This window comes from Pseudomonas sp. MWU347, from assembly GCF_017947305.1.
Lineage (GTDB): Bacteria > Pseudomonadota > Gammaproteobacteria > Pseudomonadales > Pseudomonadaceae > Aquipseudomonas > Aquipseudomonas putida_A.
This window is the reverse complement of the sequence record NZ_JAFGZB010000002.1, coordinates 216,206-235,238: the sequence shown is the minus strand read 5'-3', so window position 1 is coordinate 235,238 and position 19,033 is coordinate 216,206. Positions and strand designations below refer to the sequence as shown.

Genomic DNA, 19,033 nt, shown 5'->3' with positions numbered 1-19,033 from the left:
GGTTCTGCTCCGACAATCCATTGCCTGGATGCTGTCTGGAGAGCCCGTGATGACTACAAAAGCAAAAAACGCGATCAACCTGAGTGATTCGGCCAAGGTCGATGAGCAGTCGGTTCAGCCGTTCACCCGTTCGCAAAAAGTCTACGTTCAGGGCTCGCGCCCGGACATCCGCGTGCCGATGCGCGAAATCACCCTCGATGTGACGCCGACCGATTTCGGTGGCGAAATCAACGCGCCGGTCACCGTCTACGACACCTCCGGCCCGTACACCGATCCGAACGTGGTGATCGACGTGCGCAAAGGTCTGGGCGACGTGCGTTCGGCGTGGATCGACGACCGTGGCGACACCGAGCGTTTGCCAGGCCTGAGTTCCAACTTCGGTCAGGAGCGCCTCGCCGACCCTGAACTGACCAAACTGCGTTTCGCTCACGTCAACAACCCGCGCCGGGCCAAGGCCGGGGCCAACGTCAGCCAGATGCACTACGCGCGCAAAGGCATCATCACCGCCGAGATGGAATACGTCGCCATCCGCGAAAACATGAAGCTGCAAGAGGCCCGCGCCGCCGGCCTGCTGAACCAGCAACACGCCGGCCACAGCTTCGGCGCGAGCATTCCGAAAGAAATCACCGCTGAATTCGTCCGCGAAGAAATCGCCCGTGGTCGCGCGATCATTCCGGCCAACATCAACCACGTCGAACTGGAACCGATGATCATCGGCCGTAACTTCCTGGTGAAGATCAACGGCAACATCGGCAACAGCGCCCTGGGTTCGTCCATCGAAGAAGAAGTGGCGAAACTGACGTGGGGCATTCGCTGGGGTTCGGACACGGTGATGGACCTGTCCACCGGCAAACACATTCACGAAACCCGCGAGTGGATCATCCGCAACTCGCCGGTGCCGATCGGTACCGTGCCGATCTATCAGGCGCTGGAGAAGGTCAACGGCGTCGCTGAAGACCTGACCTGGGAGCTGTTCCGCGACACGCTGATCGAACAGGCCGAGCAGGGCGTCGACTACTTCACCATCCACGCCGGCGTGCTGTTGCGCTACGTGCCGCTGACCGCCAAACGCGTGACCGGCATCGTTTCCCGTGGCGGTTCGATCATGGCCAAGTGGTGCCTGGCGCACCACAAAGAGAACTTCCTCTACACCCACTTCGACGAAATCTGCGAAATCATGAAGGCCTACGACGTCAGCTTCTCGCTGGGCGATGGCCTGCGTCCGGGCTCGATTGCCGACGCCAACGACGAAGCGCAATTCGGCGAACTGGAAACCCTCGGCGAGCTGACCAAGATTGCCTGGAAACACGACGTGCAGTGCATGATCGAAGGCCCGGGCCACGTGCCGATGCAGTTGATCAAAGAGAACATGGACAAGCAGCTGGAGTGCTGCGACGAGGCGCCGTTCTACACCCTCGGCCCGCTGACCACCGACATCGCTCCGGGTTACGACCACATCACCTCGGGTATCGGTGCGGCGATGATCGGCTGGTTCGGTTGCGCCATGCTCTGCTACGTGACGCCGAAGGAACACCTCGGCTTGCCGAACAAGGATGACGTGAAGACCGGGATCATCACCTACAAGATTGCCGCCCACGCAGCGGACCTGGCCAAAGGGCATCCGGGCGCGCAGATTCGCGACAACGCCTTGAGCAAGGCGCGTTTCGAATTCCGTTGGGAAGACCAGTTCAACCTCGGTCTCGACCCGGACACTGCACGTTCGTATCACGATGAAACCCTGCCGAAGGACTCGGCCAAGGTCGCGCACTTCTGCTCGATGTGCGGGCCGAAATTCTGCTCGATGAAGATCACTCAGGAAGTCCGTGAATACGCGGCCAACCAGCGGATCGACGCGGTCGACGTGGACGTCGCCCAAGGCCTGGCGGAACAGGCTGAGCGGTTCAAGAAGGAAGGCAGTCAGCTCTATAAAAAAGTCTGATCCCTGACTGATCTTTTGTGGTGAGGGGATTTATCCCCGATCGACTGCGCAGCAGTCGCAATTTTGAGAACCGGGTCCTTCAGATGTACCGCATTCTCAGGTTTTGGGGCTGCTTCGCAGCCCATCGGGGATGAATCCCCTCGCCACAAGTGGGCCAGCTTGATCACACACAACAACAAATGTCCCTCTGAGATAACACCCTTGAGCATTCAACCCGGCACTTATTCCCCTGACCTCGCCGTACCCGCCGACAAGCGGGTGTTCGGCGGTCGCGATCTGTTTTCCCTGTGGTTTTCCCTCGGCATCGGCTTGATGGTATTGCAGACCGGCGCCTTGCTCGCGCCGGGTCTGGGCCTCTCCGGTTCGCTGCTGGCGATTTTCCTCGGCACGCTGGTTGGCGTGCTGCTGCTGGCCGCGGTCGGCGTGATCGGCAGCGACACCGGTCTGTCGTCGATGGCCGCACTGAAACTGAGCCTCGGCAGCAAAGGCGCGAGCCTGCCGGCGCTGCTCAACCTGCTGCAACTGATCGGTTGGGGCTCGTTCGAAATCATCGTCATGCGTGACGCCGCCAGCCTGCTCGGCACTCGCGCGTTCAGCGAGGGTTCGCTGTGGGCCAGTCCGATGCTCTGGACCTTGTGCTTCGGTGCACTGGCGACTTTGCTCGCAGTCAGCGGGCCGCTGACGTTCGTGCGCAAGATCCTGCGTAAATGGGGTATCTGGCTGATCCTCGCCGCGTGCATCTGGCTGACCTGGAATCTGTTCGCCAAGGCTGATCTGGCGGCACTCTGGGCGCGTGCCGGGGACGGTTCGATGCCGTTCGCCGTGGGCTTCGATATTGCCATCGCCATGCCGTTGTCGTGGCTGCCGCTGATCGCCGATTACTCGCGTTTCGGCAAGCGTGCGAAGCACGTGTTCGGCGGCACCGCCATCGGTTTCTTCATCGGCAATTTCTGGTTGATGAGCCTCGGCGTGGCCTACACCCTGGCGTTTGCGCCGAGCGGAGAAGTCAATGCGTTGCTGCTGGCACTGGCCGGGGCCGGTCTGGGCATTCCACTGTTGCTGATTCTATTGGATGAGTCGGAAAACGCTTTCGCCGACATTCATTCGGCCGCGGTGTCGAGCGGGATTCTGTTGCGCTTGAAAGTCGAGCATCTGGCCTTGGCCATCGGCGTGATCTGCACCCTGATTGCACTGCTGGCGCCGTTGGCGCAGTACCAGAACTTCCTGTTGCTGATCGGCTCGGTGTTTGCGCCGCTGTTCGGCGTGGTGCTGGTGGATCACTTCATCCTGCGCAAGCGCAGCGCTCAGGTGGCGTCAGCCGCATTGCGCTGGCCGGCGCTGTTGGCGTGGCTGGGCGGGATCAGCACCTACCACTTGCTGGCGAATCTGTATCCGGATGTCGGCGCGACCCTGCCGGCACTGGTGCTGGCAGGGCTGTTGCAACTGGTGCTCGGTCGGGCGTTCAGTTACGGCCGGGAAACAGCTCGGGTTTGAGAATGCCGTTCAGACGCGGGTAAGGGATCTTCAGTTCGACGTGGCCCAGCGCGTAAGGCGCGATGGTGCTCACGTCGTACTTGAGGATCACGCCACCGTAGGTCAGCGCCACGTTCGGGGTTTTGACGAACGGCCAGCTCTTCACGAAATCCGCTTCCTGATCGAGCTTGGTGCTGATCAGCCAGCTGTTATGCGCCACTTGCGCCGCTTTCCAGAACGCCTCTTCCTGACCCGGCAGCAACATGTCCGACAGGTTCAGCACTTTATGCTGCTGACGCGAATAGTTGATGAAACCGCGGCCCGGCGTGCCATGGGCGCCGCCGGTGTCGAGGTAGCTCGACAGTTCGATGATCACCAAGCCGTCATGCTGCTCGCGTACCTTGGCCTGCAAATAGCTGCTGTTGCGCGGGCCGGCGTTGCGCAGGAATTGATCACGATAGGCGGCCAGGGTTGGCGCTACCGCTGCGTTTTGCTCGGTGCGGGTCATTTGCAGCAGGCGTTTTTCGATAATGCCGTCCAGCGCAGGCTCGGCCGCGAAGTGCACGGTATCGATATTCACCAGCGGGCAGTCCGGGTTGGAACAGCCGGGTTTCAGGGTTTCCGACGCATCGCGGGTGGTTTCCAGCGGCGTGCGGTAGTTGGGCTGGAACAGGTTGGCGCAGGCGCCCAGGGTCAGGGCGATGGCGGCCACGGAGGCAATTTTGAAAAGCGACATGGGCGTCCTTTCTGAAACAGGGGAAGGCAAAAAGTTATCCGCTTCGACTCTCGCCGAAGCAGTCAGTTCGCCACTAAGCTAATTAGAGTGGGTTTCGCCTCCACCGTCCATCCCGCTGACGGTAAAGGGGCTGCATCAATCATCGCGGGCGCGTTAGGATGGCGCGAAGTCGAGGCCGCCAGTAACCAAAAGCAGCCTCGTATTGGATTTGCAGCAAGAGAGGATGCTCATGACAGATTTTGCCAACGCCACTCCGGCCACCGTCGATGTTGTAAAGCGCGAGCGCTGCTACGAGGGCTTCTACAAGCTCGACCGTTTGCACCTGCGCCATGAGCTGTTCGCCGGGGGCATGAGCCGCGAGATCAACCGCGAAGTCTTCGTGCGTCACGATGCCGTGTGCCTGCTGCCCTACGATCCGCAGCGCGATGAAGTGGTGCTGCTCGAGCAGTTTCGCGTCGGTGCCATGGGCAAGACCGACAACCCGTGGCTGGTTGAACTGGTCGCCGGTCTGATCGACAAGGCCGAAGTGCCGGAAGAAGTTGCTCACCGCGAGGCGCAGGAGGAAGCTGGGCTGGACATCAAGGCCCTGTGGCCGATGACCCAATATTTCCCGTCGCCGGGTGGCAGCAACGAATACGTGCATTTGTTTCTGGGGCGTTGCAGTACAGAAGGCGTAGGCGGCCTGCATGGGCTGGAGGAAGAAGCAGAAGACATCCGTGTCACGGTCTGGGCCTTTGAAGATGCCTTGCAGGCCGTCCGTGACGGACGCATTGCCAACGCGGCGAGCATCATCGCCTTGCAATGGCTGGCGCTGAACCGCGCCGAAGTGAGGGGGTTATGGTCGTAAACAAGCTGCGCGATCGCTATCGAGTCGACCTCGCCGGGCTGCAAGCCGCCTGCGAGGCCAACTACGCGCGCCTGATGCGACTGGTGCCGGACATGCGCAACGACCCCGAGGCGCGGCGGATCGCCGTGACCCAGGGCGAGCAGATGCTCGGCGTGCTGGCCCTCGAAGTGCTGCAGACTTGCCCCTACACCACCACTTTGCAGGTGCGTCAGGAACACAGTTTGCCGTGGCTGCCGGTGCCGCAACTGGAAGTGCAGGTCTATCACGACGCGCGCATGGCCGAGGTGATCAGCGCCGAACATGCACGACGCTTTCGCGGCATCTATCCTTACCCGAACGCCGCGATGCATCAGCCGGATGAAAAGGCCCAGCTCAATCTGTTCCTCGGGGAATGGCTGAGCCATTGTCTGGCCCTGGGGCACGAGTACGAAGTCGTACGCTAGTTGTGAACTGCGTCCGGTTCGCCGGTTTCCTCTTTGCGTCATCCCCCAGCATAATTGCGGCACTCAACCGATTCCGTGCTTTTGCCCTGGGAGAACGCCTTGCCGAGCGTATCCACATTGACCACCGCCGATCCGGCGTTGCTGGTGCAGTTATCCGACAGTCATCTGTTCGCCGAGGCGGACGGCACACTGCTGGGCATGAACACCCGCGAGAGCCTGCAAAAGGTCATCGAACTGGTGCTCAGGCAGCAACCTCGGATCGACTTGATTCTGGCCACGGGGGACCTTTCCCAAGATGGCACTCTGGAGTCGTATCAACAGTTTCGTGAGATGACGGCGCAGATCGATGCGCCGGCGCGCTGGATTCCCGGCAATCACGATGAGCCGCAAATCATGGCTCAGGCCGCAGTGCAAAGTGCATTGCTGGAGTCAGTGGTCGATGTCGGCAACTGGCGCGTGACCTTGCTCGACTCGGCGGTGCCGGGCTCTGTGCCGGGGTATCTGCAGGATGATCAGTTGCAACTGCTGGCGCGCTCGCTGAGCGAAGCGCCGGAGCGCCATCATCTGGTGTGTTTCCACCATCATCCGGTGCCGGTGGGTTGTGCCTGGGCGGAGCCGATCGGTTTGCGCAATCCCGAAGCATTCTTCGACGTGCTCGATCGTTTTCCTCAGGCTCGCGCGGTGCTGTGGGGGCATGTGCATCAGGAGATCGACCGCGAACGCAACGGCGTACGGCTGATGGCCTCGCCATCGACCTGCATTCAGTTCGAGCCCGGCAGTCACGACTTCAAGGTCGGCGAACAGGCGCCGGGCTATCGCTGGTTGCGGCTGTTGCCGGACGGGCGGCTGGAAACCGGTGTCGAGCGCGTTACCGACTTCCAATTCACCGTCGATTACGGCTCCGAAGGCTACTGATTTCGATCAAGAGCCCCTCACCCCAGCCCTCTCCCGGAGGGAGAGGGAGCTGACCGAGGTGTCTGGCGTTATCCATCGACCTGAAAGAATGTGTCGATTATGGATTCGCTGAAACTCGCTCAAGTCGGTGTAGCTCTTGAATATCCCCCATTCAGTCCCTTTCCCTCCGGGAGAGGGCTAGGGTGAGGGGCTTTCTCCCTGTAAACTCCGCTATCTTTCGCCGACACCCAGGGAGCTCAAATGTCCGGTTCGATCCTCTATATCCACGGTTTCAACAGCGCGCCGGCCTCGAAAAAGGCCTGTCAGCTGGTCGAGGTGATGGAACGGCTGGGTTTGAGCGACCAATTGCGTGTCCCGGCGCTGCATCACCACCCGCGTGAAGCCATCGGTCAGTTGCAGCGGGCGATTGCCGAGCTGGGCCGGCCGTTGCTGGTGGGAAGCTCACTCGGCGGCTACTATGCGACTCACCTGGCTGAGCGCCACGGCTTGAAAGCCCTGCTGGTCAACCCGGCGGTCAGCCCGCACCGGATGTTCGACGGCTACCTGGGCACACAGAAAAACCTGTATACCGATGAGACCTGGGAATTGACCCACGACCATGTGACGGCCCTGGCCGAGCTGGAAGTGCCGGCACCCGTGGATGCACAGCGTTATCAGGTGTGGTTGCAGACCGGCGATGAAACACTGGATTATCGCCTCGCCCAGCAGCATTACCGGGCCTGCGCCTTGCGCATTCAGGCCGGCGGCGACCATGGTTACCAGGGTTTTGCCGAACAATTACCGGCGTTGTTGAGTTTTGCCGGCATTGGCGCCGATTTGTATCAGGCAATCGATTTCACCGCACTGTGAAGTCTTGCCCCTTTTTCATTGAATCACTGACGACGAGACCCTATGGCCACTCCCAGCGCTAGCTCTTATAACGCCGACGCCATCGAAGTCCTCTCGGGCCTCGACCCGGTGCGCAAACGCCCCGGCATGTACACCGACACCAGTCGGCCGAACCACCTCGCCCAGGAAGTCATCGACAACAGTGTCGACGAAGCCCTGGCCGGCCACGCCAAATCGGTGCAGGTCATTCTGCACGCCGATCACTCGCTGGAAGTCAGCGACGACGGTCGCGGCATGCCGGTCGACATTCACCCGGAAGAGGGCGTATCGGGTGTCGAGCTGATCCTCACCAAGCTGCATGCGGGCGGCAAGTTTTCCAACAAGAACTACCAGTTCTCCGGCGGTCTGCACGGGGTGGGTATTTCCGTGGTCAACGCCTTGTCGACCGAAGTCCGGGTGCGCGTGAAGCGTGACGGCAACGAATACCAGATGACCTTCAAGGATGGCTTCAAGGCCACCGAGCTGGAAATCGTCGGCACCGTTGGCAAGCGCAACACCGGCACCAGCGTGTACTTCGCGCCGGATCCGAAATATTTTGATTCACCGAAATTCTCCATCAGCCGCCTCAAGCACGTGCTCAAGGCCAAGGCTGTGCTGTGCCCGGGGCTGCTGGTCAGCTTCGAAGACAAGGGCACCGGCGAGAAAGTCGAATGGCATTACGAAGACGGCCTGCGCTCCTATCTGGTGGACGCGGTCAGCGAATTCGAACGCCTGCCGGACGAGCCATTCTGCGGCAGCCTCGCCGGTAATAAAGAAGCGGTGGACTGGGCGCTGCTGTGGCTGCCGGAAGGTGGCGACGCGGTGCAGGAAAGCTACGTCAACCTGATCCCGACGGCGCAGGGCGGGACCCACGTCAACGGTCTGCGTCAGGGCCTGCTCGACGCGATGCGCGAGTTCTGCGAATTCCGCAGCCTGCTGCCGCGCGGGGTGAAGCTGGCGCCGGAAGACGTCTGGGAGCGCATCGCTTTCGTGCTGTCGATGAAGATGCAGGAGCCGCAATTCTCCGGCCAGACCAAAGAGCGTCTGTCGTCCCGTGAAGCGGCGGCATTCGTTTCCGGCGTCGTGAAAGATGCATTCAGCCTGTGGCTCAATGCCAACCCGGAAACCGGTCTGGCGCTGGCCGAACTGGCGATCAACAACGCCGGTCGCCGCCTCAAGGCAAGCAAAAAGGTCGAGCGCAAGCGCGTCACCCAAGGCCCTGCGTTGCCGGGCAAACTGGCTGACTGCGCCGGACAGGATCCGATGCGTTCCGAGCTGTTCCTGGTCGAAGGTGATTCCGCCGGTGGTTCCGCCAAGCAAGCGCGGGACAAGGAATTCCAGGCGATCCTGCCGTTGCGCGGCAAGATCCTCAACACCTGGGAAGTCGATGGCAGCGAAGTGCTGGCCAGCCAGGAAGTGCACAACATCGCCGTGGCCATCGGGGTCGATCCGGGCGCTGCAGACATGAGCCAGCTGCGCTACGGCAAAATCTGCATCCTCGCCGACGCCGACTCCGACGGTCTGCACATCGCGACGCTGCTGTGCGCGTTGTTCGTCCAGCATTTCCGCCCACTGGTGGACGCCGGTCACGTCTACGTGGCGATGCCGCCGCTGTACCGCATCGATCTCGGCAAAGAGATCTACTACGCCCTCGACGAAGCCGAGCGCGACGGGATTCTCGATCGTCTGGTTGCCGAGAAGAAACGCGGCAAACCGCAGGTCACCCGATTCAAAGGTCTGGGTGAAATGAACCCGCCGCAACTGCGTGAAACCACCATGGACCCGAACACCCGGCGCCTGGTGCAACTGACGCTGGGCGAGGATTTCGCCGAAACCTCGGAAATGATGGACATGCTGCTGGCGAAGAAACGCGCCGGTGACCGCAAGACCTGGCTCGAATCCAAGGGCAACCTGGCCGAGGTGCTGGCCTGATGCGGTTTGGCTGGGCCTTGGCGGGTGCGTTGCTGCTGAGTGCGATGAGCGTGTCGGCGGAGCCGCTGCAGGAATTGCGCGTGCTCTCGGAACATCCGGTCGAAGGCATGCGTGGTGGCAACCTGTCGGGACTGGCCATGTGTGGCAGCGAGTTGTGGACGGTGTCGGACCGCGATGACGATCAGATCTATCGGCTCAATACCGCCGATCAGGTCTGGCAGGCCGAAGCCTTGCACATCGACGTGCCGCTGGTGCCGGAGACCGGTTTGCCGTGGGGATTGCGCTCGCGCAATTGGGCCGCGTCGTTCGTGCGCGGTGGCGACCTCGATTTCGAAGGCATCAGCTGCGACAGCGCCGGCAATCGCTACATTGTCAGCGAGGGCCACGCGGCGGTCTTGCAGGTGCCCGTCAGCGGCCCGGTCAACTGGCTGAAGATTTCGCCGATGATGGTTCGCGAAGCGCGGGCCAGTGGCATGCTCCTGCATTTCAATGCGATCTTCGAAGGTCTGGCGATCAACCCGGCGGGCGATCAGATGTGGCTGGCCGGCGAACGGCAAAACCGCGGCTTGCTGCTGATCAAGCGTCAGCAGACGGTGTGGGATTGCGACGGTCGTTGCGTGCTGCTCAGCGAGGGCGGCAAGGAGATGCAGCCGCCGCAGTTCCCGCACGCCAAAGCGGTCGACCGCGACTTTTCCGACCTTTCGTTGTTCAACGGCAAATTGTTTACCCTTGAACGCAACGCCTTCCAGATTTGTCGGCGCGATGCGCAGACTGCCAAGGTCGAGCGCTGCTGGTCGTACGCCGCTGAACTGTTGCAGGCCAACCGCCGTTACTCGCAAAACTTCGGGTTGGAAGAGGCATTGATCGTTGACGCTGAGGGTGCGTGGGTCGGCGTCGACAATAATTTCGGCCCCCGCGCCGACGGAGAGGTTCGACCGATCGTCTGGCGCTTCGCCGCGCCTGAAGGTGGCTGGAGCGCCAAGCCGTGAGTCAGCAACCGCCGGGCAAACGCGCCGGCCGGGTGTTGATGATTCTGGCCTGGTGCGCGGGGCTGTTTCTGGCCACGCGGTTTTTCGGCCAGTGGGAAGAACGTCAGCAGAATCCGAACGTGGTGGTCACGTCCGAGCAGCACGGTGGCGTGATCGAAGTGAAGCTGGCCGGCAACGCCCAAGGGCATTTTGTCGCCAGCGGCCAGATCAACGGTGAGCCGGTGGAGTTCATGCTCGACACCGGCGCGACCGATGTGGCGATCCCGGCGGATCTGGCCAAACGGTTAAAGCTGGAAGAAGGTTTCGGCGTGACCCTGAGCACGGCCAACGGCCTGAGCCAAGGCTACCGGACAAAGATCGACCGCCTGCAACTGGGCGACATCGTGCTGCGGGACGTCCGCGCGCTGGTGGCGCCAGGTCTGCATGGCGATCAGGTGCTGCTCGGCATGAGCGCCCTGAACAAACTTGAATTTACCCAGCGCGGCGGCACCATGCTGCTGCGCCAGACAACGAACCGATGAGGCCCGCATGAGCGACATCCTTGCAGACAGCTTAGACGGCGTAGAACGCCGATCGCTGGCTGACTTCACCGAAAATGCCTACCTCAACTACTCCATGTACGTGATCATGGACCGTGCTCTGCCGCATATCGGCGACGGCCTGAAACCGGTACAGCGGCGCATCATTTATGCGATGAGCGAGCTGGGGCTGGACGCCGATTCCAAGCACAAGAAATCGGCGCGTACCGTCGGTGACGTGCTCGGCAAGTTCCATCCGCACGGCGATTCGGCGTGTTACGAAGCGATGGTGTTGATGGCCCAGCCGTTCAGCTATCGCTACACGCTGGTCGACGGCCAGGGCAACTGGGGTGCGCCGGACGATCCGAAGTCCTTCGCCGCCATGCGTTACACCGAAGCACGCCTGTCGCGCTATTCCGAAGTGCTGCTCAGCGAACTGGGCCAGGGCACCGCTGACTGGGGCCCGAATTTCGACGGCACCCTGCAGGAACCGCTGGTGTTGCCGGCACGTTTGCCGAACATCCTGCTCAACGGCACCACCGGCATCGCTGTCGGTATGGCCACCGACGTGCCGCCGCACAACCTGCGCGAAGTCGCCACCGCTTGTGTGCGCCTGATCGATGAGCCGAAAGCCACGGTCGAACAGCTCTGCGAACACATTCAAGGCCCGGACTATCCGACCGAAGCGGAAATCATCACGCCGCGCGCCGACCTGCTGAAAATGTACGAAACCGGCAAGGGCTCGGTACGCATGCGCGCCGTGTACCACGTCGAGGACGGCGACATCATCGTCACCGCGCTGCCGCACCAGGTCTCCGGGGCCAAAGTGCTGGAGCAGATCGCCGCGCTGATGCAGGCCAAGCCGTCGAAAGCACCGCAGATCGCTGACCTGCGTGATGAATCCGACCACGAAAACCCGTGCCGCATCGTGATCATTCCGGTCAACAGCCGCGTCGATCACGAAGCGCTGATGCAGCACCTGTTCGCCAGCACCGAGCTGGAATCGACCTACCGGGTCAACGTCAACATCATCGGTCTGGATGGCAAGCCGCAGCTGAAGAACCTGCGTGCATTGCTGGTCGAATGGCTGGAGTTCCGCGTGCTGACCGTGCGGCGCCGCCTGCAATTCCGCCTCGACAAGGTCGAGCGTCGCCTGCACCTGTTGGACGGTTTGCTGATCGCCTACCTCAACCTGGATGAAGTGATCCACATCATCCGCACCGAGGAGCACCCGAAAGCCAAGCTGATCGAGCGATTTGCCCTCAGCGAGATCCAGGCCGACTACATCCTCGACACCCGCCTGCGGCAGTTGGCGCGTCTGGAAGAGATGAAGCTGCGCGACGAGCAAGACGAACTGCTCAAGGAACAGGCCAAGCTGCAAGCCCTGCTGGGCAGCGAAGCCAAGCTGAAGAAGCTGGTGCGCACCGAGCTGCTCAAAGACGCTGAAACCTATGGCGATGACCGTCGTTCGCCGATCGTCGAACGTGCTGAAGCGAAAGCGCTGACCGAACACGATCTGCTGCCGAACGAGAAAGTTACCGTCGTGCTGTCGGAAAAAGGCTGGATCCGTTCGGCCAAAGGCCATGACATCGATGCCACCGGCCTGTCGTACAAGGCGGGTGACGGCTTCAAGACCTCGGCGTCGGGACGTTCCAACCAGTCTGCCGTGGTAATTGACTCCACTGGCCGCAGCTATTCGGTCGCCGCCCACACCTTGCCGTCGGCGCGTGGCCAGGGCGAACCGTTGACCGGCCGTCTGACCCCGCCACCGGGTGCGACCTTCGAGTGCGTGCTGATGCCGGAAGACGATGCGCTGTACGTGATCGCCTCCGACGCCGGTTACGGTTTCGTGGTCAAGGGCGAAGACCTGCAAGCCAAGAACAAGGCCGGTAAAGCCCTGTTGAGCTTGCCGAACAACGCCAAGGTGATCGCGCCGCGTCCGGTGACTGATCGCGAGAATGACTTGCTTGCCGCCGTGACAAGCGAGGGGCGGATGCTGGTCTTCAATATCAGCGATTTGCCGCAGCTGGCGAAGGGCAAGGGCAACAAGATCATCGGTGTACCGGGTGACCGTGTCGCCAGCCGTGAAGAGTTTGTCACGGACATTGCTGTGATTCCCGCGGGTGCAACGTTGATCCTGCAAGCAGGCAAACGTCCGTATAAACTGAAAGCTGAAGACCTCGAACACTACAAAGGTGAGCGTGGACGGCGTGGCAACAAGCTTCCACGTGGCTTCCAGCGGGTCGATGCACTGCTCGTCGAAAACCTCAATTAGGCGAAAACGCCCATCTAGAGGCGTCGATCTACGATTTAACGCGTAGATCGACGCTTTGGCGCTGGAGTCGGAACGCATATTCACGGATGATATGGCCTTTCCAAGCGCCGGCGTGGCCGAGCGTTCTTCATATTTATTGAGTATTTTCACTGTGGTCAGCCTTGTGGCGGCCACCTGGACGGGATGATGACTGCTCTGCGCCCCCTTATTTTCCTGCTCGCCGGCGTTTTGGGCCTGGCGGGTTGCAGCGTTCACCAGCCGGTGTCGCTGTATCAGCTGGACAGCGGAAGTCCGGCTCAGCCTGCGCAAAGCACAGGCATGGCGGTTTTGTTGGGTCCGGTAGTCATTGCTGATTACCTGCAACGTGAAACTTTGCTGCAACGTCAACCGGACGGCAGCCTGCAAGCCTCGACCGACGGTCGCTGGGCGGGCAGCCTTTCGTCGGATATCGATCAATTGCTGATGCGTCAGGTGGCCGGTCATCTGGACAGCCAGCGTGTGGTACTGGCACCGGCCACACTGGGATTTGCCCCGGATGTGCAGGTATTGCTGACCATCACGCGTCTGGACTCCGGTGAGAAGCAACCGGCGATCCTCGATGCACAATGGCGTCTGATCGACCGTCGTGGTCAGGTGCGCGATAACCGCATCGTTCATCTGCAGGAGCTGCATGCCGGTACCACGGCTTCGCAGGTGCAGGCGCAGGGGATTCTGCTGCAGCGTCTGGCCGAGCAGTTGTCGGTGGCGCTCAAGCCATTGGCCAACCAGCCTCCGGTGGCCGAAGCACCGCGTAAGGCAGCGCCTAAACCGGCAGCGCCGGCGGCGGATGCAGAGAAGCAGCCGAAGATTCCGATGGCTTCGCCGATTCGCACGGATATGGAAGTGTTCCGCTTCTAAGTCTGAATCAGCGTCAAACCAGAGCCCGCCTTTTGCGGGCTTTGTTGTATCTCCCTCACCCTAGCCCTCTCCCGGAGGGAGAGGGGACTGACCGAGGTGTTATGCGTCATACGTCCACCTGGAAGATGTTGGCGATTGTGGATTCGGTAGAGCAGGGGCAGGTCGGTGTAACTCTGGAATATCCCCCAATGAGTCCCCTCTCCCTCCGGGAGAGGGCTAGGGTGAGGGGCTTTTCAATCGCCCACAAAAAAGCCCGCAGACAATCACTTGTCTGCGGGCTTCTGTGCATCTGGCTAAGGCTTACGCCCGGCGCTCATGCATCCGCGCCAGTTGTCGCTCGAGCATCGAGGGATAAGGCTCCATCAACCGCTCGACACAGCAGGCCCCCTCAGGGCTGGCGATCGGGCGGATCCGCGCACGCTGACGAATCAGCGCATCGTCACCGATCTTGCGCTCGACCAGCAGCAGGTTGCGACTGTGTTGCGACAGGGCCAGGGCATCCTGAGCCGAATCGGTCAGCAGCAGGTCGATCTGGCTCAGGCCGAACAGCTCGTCGCCCAGGGTCAGGCCCAGTTGCAATTGCAGGGTGATGCCGCTGTCGGCGACTTCGATCTGCAACTGATGGCCCAGCGCCCGCAGCAACTCGCCGCAGCAGATGGCGTTGGTCAGGTAGTCGTCACCGCTGTCTTCGGTGTGGAACAGCATCAGTGTGCTGCCATCGTTCAGGGTTTCGATTTCGCCCTGATACAGCGAAGCGGCCTGATCGAGACAATCGCGGTAGCGCTCCAGCAACTCTTCCAGACGGGCACGCGGCAGGCGCCGCAGTTGCTCTTGCGAACCCAGCTGGATCGCCAGCACCGCGCTGTGCTGCGGCACGCTTGGTGTCGCTTTACGCGGCGCCGGAACAGCTTCGGTCAGCGACTCGTCGCGCAGATCGGCAAACGGGTCTTCGTCGTCATCATCGTCTTCAACGGTGCTGACCACGTGGCGCGGCGCCGGTTTTTGCGCGGCCATCGGGCGGGTTTCGTCAAAGCTCGGATCGCGCAGGTTGCGCACTTCGAACTCTGGTTCATCCTCTTCCTCGAACTCGGGTTCCGGCTCTGGCTCAGGTTCAGGCGCAGGCTCCGGAGCGTAGTTGGCGTGCAGCTGACGCGCCAGATCGCCGATTTCGTCCTGACGATCTATGCCCGGCGTGTGTTCGTCGATGCGCCGCAGCCAGACGCGCAATTGCAGCAACGGCGTCGATAGATAGCGCCCCATGCGCAGGCTCAGGGCCAGCGACAAGGCCAGCAGGATCGCACTGAGAATGCCCATGCTCTGCAGGCTGATGGTCATCGGCTGCTGGAACTGATCCATGTCCAGGCTGATGCGCAGTTGCCCGGCAGTCACGTCCTGGAAGGTGATCTTGCTCTCGTACATGCCCTCGGCTTCGCCCAGCAGGCTGTGCTTGGGGCGCTGACCGGATTCGGCGAGGATGCGGTTGTCCACGCTATAGATAGCCGCGTGGGCCACCAGCTTGTTCTTGGTCAGGTTGTTGAGCAGCACGTTGAGGCTGAGGATGTCGTTGGACACCAACAGTTCAGTGGCAGAGGTGGCGGTCTGCGTGGTCAGGCTTTCGCCCAGCGCATCGGCCTGCTCGTGCATGGCCTGCTTGAACTGCAGGCCCATCACCCCGGCATAGATCACCAGGGCCAGAGCGACCAGGATCACGTTATGGCTGGCAATGCGCAATGCAATCGGCACACGGCGGTGGCGCAGTGCACGGAAGATCAGCAGGAAGAAGTTATCGGTTTTAACTGGCGTGGGCCGGTTCACTGAGCTCGGCTCTTTTGTCCGTGAAGTTGACGCGCAGTATAGCGACAGGCCCTAGACCGGCAAAGCGCTCGCGGTGCCCGATGGTCACTGAAAGTGGGTAGAATGCGGTTTTTTTCCAGTTGCGGGGGTGCGCGTTGCGCGAAATCGTCCTGATTAACATCACGGGAGTCGACCGTCCGGGTCTGACTGCGGCCATTACCGGCGTTCTGGCCCAGGGTGGTGTGAACATTCTCGACATTGGTCAGGCGGTGATCCACGACACCCTGTCGTTCGGCATCCTGGTCGAGATTCCCGACTCCGAGCAAGGCAAAGCCGTGCTCAAGGACATTCTGTTCAAGGGCTACGAGCTCGACCAGCAGGTGCGCTTCACCCCGGTGTCCGAAGAGGATTACCAGCAATGGGTGGGCAATCAGGGCAAGAAACGCCACATCGTCACCCTGTTGACCCGCAAAGTGACGGCCGGCCAATTGCAGGCAGTCAGCGCGATCACCGCCAAATATGGCCTGAACATCGACCATATCGACCGTCTGTCGGGTCGCATGCCGCTGGACACTCCGGCGGACAAGGGCAAGGGCTGCATCGAGTTCTCCGTGCGTGGCGAAGCGGCTGATCCGCAGGCGCTGCGCGCCGAATTCCTCAGCGTCGCGCAAGAGCTGAACGTCGACATCGCCTTCCAGGAAGATTCGCTGTTCCGGCGCAACCGGCGTCTGGCGGTGTTCGACATGGACTCGACCCTGATCGAAGCCGAAGTCATCGATGAACTGGCCAAGGCCGCCGGGGTGGGCGAGCAAGTTTCGGCCATCACCGAGCGCGCGATGGCCGGCGAACTGGACTTCCGCGCCAGCTTCAAGGAGCGCCTGGCGTTGCTCAAAGGTCTGGATGTCAGCGTGCTGGACTCGATCGGCGCTTCGCTGCGCCTGACCGAAGGCGCCGAAACCCTGTTCGCCGAACTCAAGCGCCTGGGCTACAAGACCGCGATCCTGTCCGGCGGCTTCACTTACTTCGCCAAGCAGTTGCAGGCCAAACTCGGCATCGACTACGTGTTCGCCAACGAACTGGAAGTGGTCGACGGCAAGTGCACCGGCGTGGCCATCGAGCCGATCGTCGATGCGCAGCGTAAAGCGGATCTGCTGAAGGAACTGGCGCACAAGGAAGGCTTGCGTCTGGAGCAGACCATCGCTGTGGGCGACGGCGCGAATGACCTGCCAATGCTGGCGATTGCCGGGCTGGGTGTGGCGTTCCGCGCCAAGCCGCTGGTCAAACAGTCGGCGAAGCAGGCGATTTCTACCCTTGGGCTGGATGGCGTGCTGTATCTGCTGGGCTTTCGCGATCGCGACGGGCAGCTCTGATATCTCTGTAGTCTGAGCGGGCCCTTTCGCGAGCAAGCCCGCTCCCACATTGAACTCGGTCTCCTGTGGGAGCGGGCTTGCTCGCGAAGGGCTCAACCCGATCTAAAGCGACTTCCACAACGAATCGAAATCCTCCTCGCCCCCGCCATTCTGCGCGGCCTCCAGCGAGCGATAGGCAAACTGATTGAAACTGTGCGTACTCGCCACCCGTCGATCCAGCCCGGCGCGGTGTTCTTCGCCGTGGGTGTTGATCAGCACTTTATTGCCTTCCTGAAACGGCAGGCGCGGGGCGAGCAAGGTCGCGGGCAAGTCGATGGCGCTGATCTCCGGTAGCAGCAGACCGCGCAAATACTGACTGTGATCATCTCGCGAGCGCACCAGTTGCAAACCGCAAGGTTCGGCGTGTGGCGCCACCAGTTCTATGCCCATTTGCGGCCCGCTGCCGCGCACCTGACGAATCCAGCGCACCACCGCAATGCTCCAGCCCTGATTCGCACTGTCCTGAATTCCGAGCATTTCCCCGGCCTGCAATTCGGCGGGTACTTCGCTCGGCCACGCCAGACAATAGCCGCCGGGACTGTGGTTGATCACCGGCAAACTGTAGGTCGGATAGTGTGGAGGGCTGTCGGTGTTGCTCTCGTCTTCGCCCAGATGGTCGTACTGGATTTCTTCGTACGGCAGCAACTCTTCAGTCTCGCCCTGCGGTGCGGCGTCGAAGGCCTGGCTCCAGCTGTCCTTTTCGCCCTGGACCACGACGCGACTGAAGTTGGCCGCGCGAGCACCGGGATGTTTCAGCAGTTCGCTGAAGCTGCGTTCGCCGCCCAGGTAAAAGTGCAGGGCGCTCATGCCGACGCACACGGTCAGGCTGCCTTGACCGGCGGTGCGCTGAAAACTGCGCTCGGCGGCCTGGCCCCAACTGGCGTGCAAATGTTGCAGGGTATCGAGGCTCAGTCCTGCCGGGACCGGTAGCGGCGTCGACGTCTCCTGCTGCAGTAAATGCGCTTCGATCATGTTCACCAGCGGTTGCGGATCGAAGCCCAGCAATGCGCCCTGTTGTTCTTTGCGAAACATGCTGCGGTAGCGCGGGCCAGCGTCCAGTTCAGCGCTGATGGCGAACAGTCCATCCTGCGGGCTGCCGGGATGCAGCTTGAGCAGGGCACTCCACGGCTCCAGCACTTCGGCCAGCCGGGCGATCTGGTTCTGGCGCAATTGATTGCAACGGGCGCTGCCCAGCAGCAGGGCGGCAATGTAGGTCTGTTCCAGGCTCAGTTCGCTGCTCAGGCTCGCCAGATCGTCATGCACCCGACGCTGTTGCAACTGCAAGGCGCAAGCGCAGCGATACAACTGATGCAGCTCGAACCACAGATGTTCCGGCGGCGGGCTGTACAGCTGCGTCGCCCGCAGCAGTTGCCCCTTGAGCGCATGCGCGGCCCGTTGCAGGGCCTGACTGACCAGCGCCGCACGATCCTTGTGGTACTTGGGGACAATGCGCAGAACGATCTGCTTGTAGCCGATAGCCAGATGACTTTGCAGCGCCTGACACAGGTTGCTGATCTTGCGCGAACGGTCATCGAGCATGATCGCCTGATGCAGGAAATGCCGCTCCAGATGCTGGCAGACGAAGTAAACCTCAGGGCGCAGCAGTTCGAGGAGTTGCAGGCGATTGTCACTGGGGGTGAGCAATTGGTTGAGTTCGCCCAGGCCTTGATACAACTGGCGGGCGGTTTCGCCGATGTTGGCCTTGGGCAGGCCGGCGATCCAGCGCTTGAGGTCGCGCGGGGTGGCTTCGCAGAACGACAGGCGCGTTTGCGTCGGGATCGAGGCGCGCAGGGAGGGTTGGGGGCGTGACTCACTCATGCCGTGACTGGCTCCAGCGGCGAAATTGGCAACACCAAGAACTCTAGCAGCTGTGGTCTGTTTCGCCGGATGGCATCAGGCTTTTTGACCGCTGGTCTGCTGGCCGGATGCCATTCAACAAGCCCTACTAGTCTCTCAGACGTGCGATCGGAAACGCACGGTTGCACGGCCTGCCGTCAAC

The 19,033-nt window shown here is 61.5% G+C and carries 15 protein-coding genes; 12 read left to right on the top strand and 3 right to left on the bottom strand.

Features of this window, described 5'->3' with window-relative positions; genetic code table 11:
- The first annotated feature begins 49 nt into the window (after nt 1-49).
- Nucleotides 50-1,939: a phosphomethylpyrimidine synthase ThiC gene (gene thiC, locus KCG87_RS04675; RefSeq protein WP_095138094.1), complete on the top strand. Its 1,890-nt coding sequence runs from the start codon at nt 50-52 to the stop codon at nt 1,937-1,939.
- 201 nt (nt 1,940-2,140) lie between these two features.
- Entirely contained in the window at nt 2,141-3,433 is a 1,293-nt protein-coding gene (gene cytX / locus KCG87_RS04670) for a putative hydroxymethylpyrimidine transporter CytX (protein ID WP_210556720.1), read from the top strand.
- Here cytX and KCG87_RS04665 read toward each other — a convergent pair.
- Nucleotides 3,402-4,148: an RsiV family protein gene (locus KCG87_RS04665; protein WP_027611391.1), complete on the bottom strand. Its 747-nt coding sequence runs from the start codon at nt 4,146-4,148 to the stop codon at nt 3,402-3,404. The two genes, cytX and KCG87_RS04665, sit on opposite strands and share 32 nt — an antisense overlap.
- A 229-nt stretch (nt 4,149-4,377) precedes the next feature.
- On the opposite strand from KCG87_RS04665, the gene KCG87_RS04660 reads away from it, so the two are divergent.
- The 9 genes from KCG87_RS04660 to KCG87_RS04620 all read left to right on the top strand — a co-directional run bounded on the left by KCG87_RS04660 (nt 4,378) and on the right by KCG87_RS04620 (nt 13,831).
- On the top strand, nt 4,378-4,995 hold the full coding sequence (locus tag KCG87_RS04660) for an NUDIX domain-containing protein (protein ID WP_210556718.1): 618 nt from the start codon (nt 4,378-4,380) through the stop codon (nt 4,993-4,995).
- Nucleotides 4,986-5,438 carry a DUF1249 domain-containing protein gene (locus tag KCG87_RS04655; protein ID WP_007967395.1) on the top strand — a complete coding sequence of 151 codons (453 nt, stop codon included), beginning with the start codon at nt 4,986-4,988 and terminating at the stop codon, nt 5,436-5,438. Before KCG87_RS04660 ends, KCG87_RS04655 begins: the two co-directional genes overlap by 10 nt.
- Before the next feature lie 99 nt (nt 5,439-5,537).
- Nucleotides 5,538-6,353 carry a 3',5'-cyclic-AMP phosphodiesterase gene (gene cpdA / locus KCG87_RS04650; protein WP_098966917.1) on the top strand — a complete coding sequence of 272 codons (816 nt, stop codon included), beginning with the start codon at nt 5,538-5,540 and terminating at the stop codon, nt 6,351-6,353.
- 240 nt (nt 6,354-6,593) lie between these two features.
- The gene (locus KCG87_RS04645) at nt 6,594-7,202 is read left to right on the top strand and encodes a YqiA/YcfP family alpha/beta fold hydrolase (RefSeq protein ID WP_134785294.1); all 609 of its coding nucleotides are present in this window, start codon (nt 6,594-6,596) and stop codon (nt 7,200-7,202) included.
- A gap of 42 nt (nt 7,203-7,244) precedes the next feature.
- Entirely contained in the window at nt 7,245-9,152 is a 1,908-nt protein-coding gene (gene parE / locus KCG87_RS04640; protein WP_095138100.1) for a DNA topoisomerase IV subunit B, read from the top strand.
- Nucleotides 9,152-10,141 carry an esterase-like activity of phytase family protein gene (locus KCG87_RS04635; RefSeq protein ID WP_041065760.1) on the top strand — a complete coding sequence of 330 codons (990 nt, stop codon included), beginning with the start codon at nt 9,152-9,154 and terminating at the stop codon, nt 10,139-10,141. Before parE ends, KCG87_RS04635 begins: the two co-directional genes overlap by 1 nt.
- Nucleotides 10,138-10,662 (top strand): TIGR02281 family clan AA aspartic protease, encoded by a 525-nt coding sequence (locus tag KCG87_RS04630; RefSeq protein ID WP_027611396.1) that lies wholly within the window; start codon nt 10,138-10,140, stop codon nt 10,660-10,662. The genes KCG87_RS04635 and KCG87_RS04630 overlap by 4 nt, the downstream gene beginning before the upstream one ends.
- A gap of 7 nt (nt 10,663-10,669) precedes the next feature.
- Nucleotides 10,670-12,934, top strand: a complete 2,265-nt coding sequence (parC, locus tag KCG87_RS04625; protein WP_210556710.1) for a DNA topoisomerase IV subunit A — start codon at nt 10,670-10,672, stop codon at nt 12,932-12,934.
- A 186-nt stretch (nt 12,935-13,120) separates the two neighbouring features.
- On the top strand, nt 13,121-13,831 hold the full coding sequence (locus tag KCG87_RS04620; RefSeq protein WP_095138104.1) for an ABC-type transport auxiliary lipoprotein family protein: 711 nt from the start codon (nt 13,121-13,123) through the stop codon (nt 13,829-13,831).
- Nucleotides 13,832-14,131: 300 nt separating this feature from the next.
- Here the strand turns inward: KCG87_RS04620 and KCG87_RS04615 are convergent, their stop codons facing one another.
- Nucleotides 14,132-15,646 (bottom strand): AhpA/YtjB family protein, encoded by a 1,515-nt coding sequence (locus tag KCG87_RS04615; protein WP_096794755.1) that lies wholly within the window; start codon nt 15,644-15,646, stop codon nt 14,132-14,134.
- 134 nt (nt 15,647-15,780) lie between these two features.
- On the opposite strand from KCG87_RS04615, the gene serB reads away from it, so the two are divergent.
- Nucleotides 15,781-16,995 (top strand): phosphoserine phosphatase SerB, encoded by a 1,215-nt coding sequence (serB, locus tag KCG87_RS04610; protein ID WP_139053506.1) that lies wholly within the window; start codon nt 15,781-15,783, stop codon nt 16,993-16,995.
- Between the two features lie 102 nt (nt 16,996-17,097).
- Here serB and KCG87_RS04605 read toward each other — a convergent pair whose 3' ends face one another.
- The gene (locus KCG87_RS04605) at nt 17,098-18,852 is read right to left on the bottom strand and encodes a molecular chaperone (RefSeq protein WP_134785297.1); all 1,755 of its coding nucleotides are present in this window, start codon (nt 18,850-18,852) and stop codon (nt 17,098-17,100) included.
- Nucleotides 18,853-19,033: the final 181 nt, after the last annotated feature.

Coding starts and splice junctions, on each gene's coding strand:
- parC (WP_210556710.1), top strand. CDS start 10,670: ATGAGCGACATCCTTGCAGACAGCTTAGACGGCGTAGAACGCCGATCG.
- KCG87_RS04645 (WP_134785294.1), top strand. CDS start 6,594: ATGTCCGGTTCGATCCTCTATATCCACGGTTTCAACAGCGCGCCGGCC.
- KCG87_RS04660 (WP_210556718.1), top strand. CDS start 4,378: ATGACAGATTTTGCCAACGCCACTCCGGCCACCGTCGATGTTGTAAAG.
- KCG87_RS04620 (WP_095138104.1), top strand. CDS start 13,121: ATGACTGCTCTGCGCCCCCTTATTTTCCTGCTCGCCGGCGTTTTGGGC.
- KCG87_RS04635 (WP_041065760.1), top strand. CDS start 9,152: ATGCGGTTTGGCTGGGCCTTGGCGGGTGCGTTGCTGCTGAGTGCGATG.
- KCG87_RS04665 (WP_027611391.1), bottom strand. CDS start 4,148: ATGTCGCTTTTCAAAATTGCCTCCGTGGCCGCCATCGCCCTGACCCTG.
- parE (WP_095138100.1), top strand. CDS start 7,245: ATGGCCACTCCCAGCGCTAGCTCTTATAACGCCGACGCCATCGAAGTC.
- thiC (WP_095138094.1), top strand. CDS start 50: ATGACTACAAAAGCAAAAAACGCGATCAACCTGAGTGATTCGGCCAAG.
- KCG87_RS04655 (WP_007967395.1), top strand. CDS start 4,986: ATGGTCGTAAACAAGCTGCGCGATCGCTATCGAGTCGACCTCGCCGGG.
- KCG87_RS04605 (WP_134785297.1), bottom strand. CDS start 18,852: ATGAGTGAGTCACGCCCCCAACCCTCCCTGCGCGCCTCGATCCCGACG.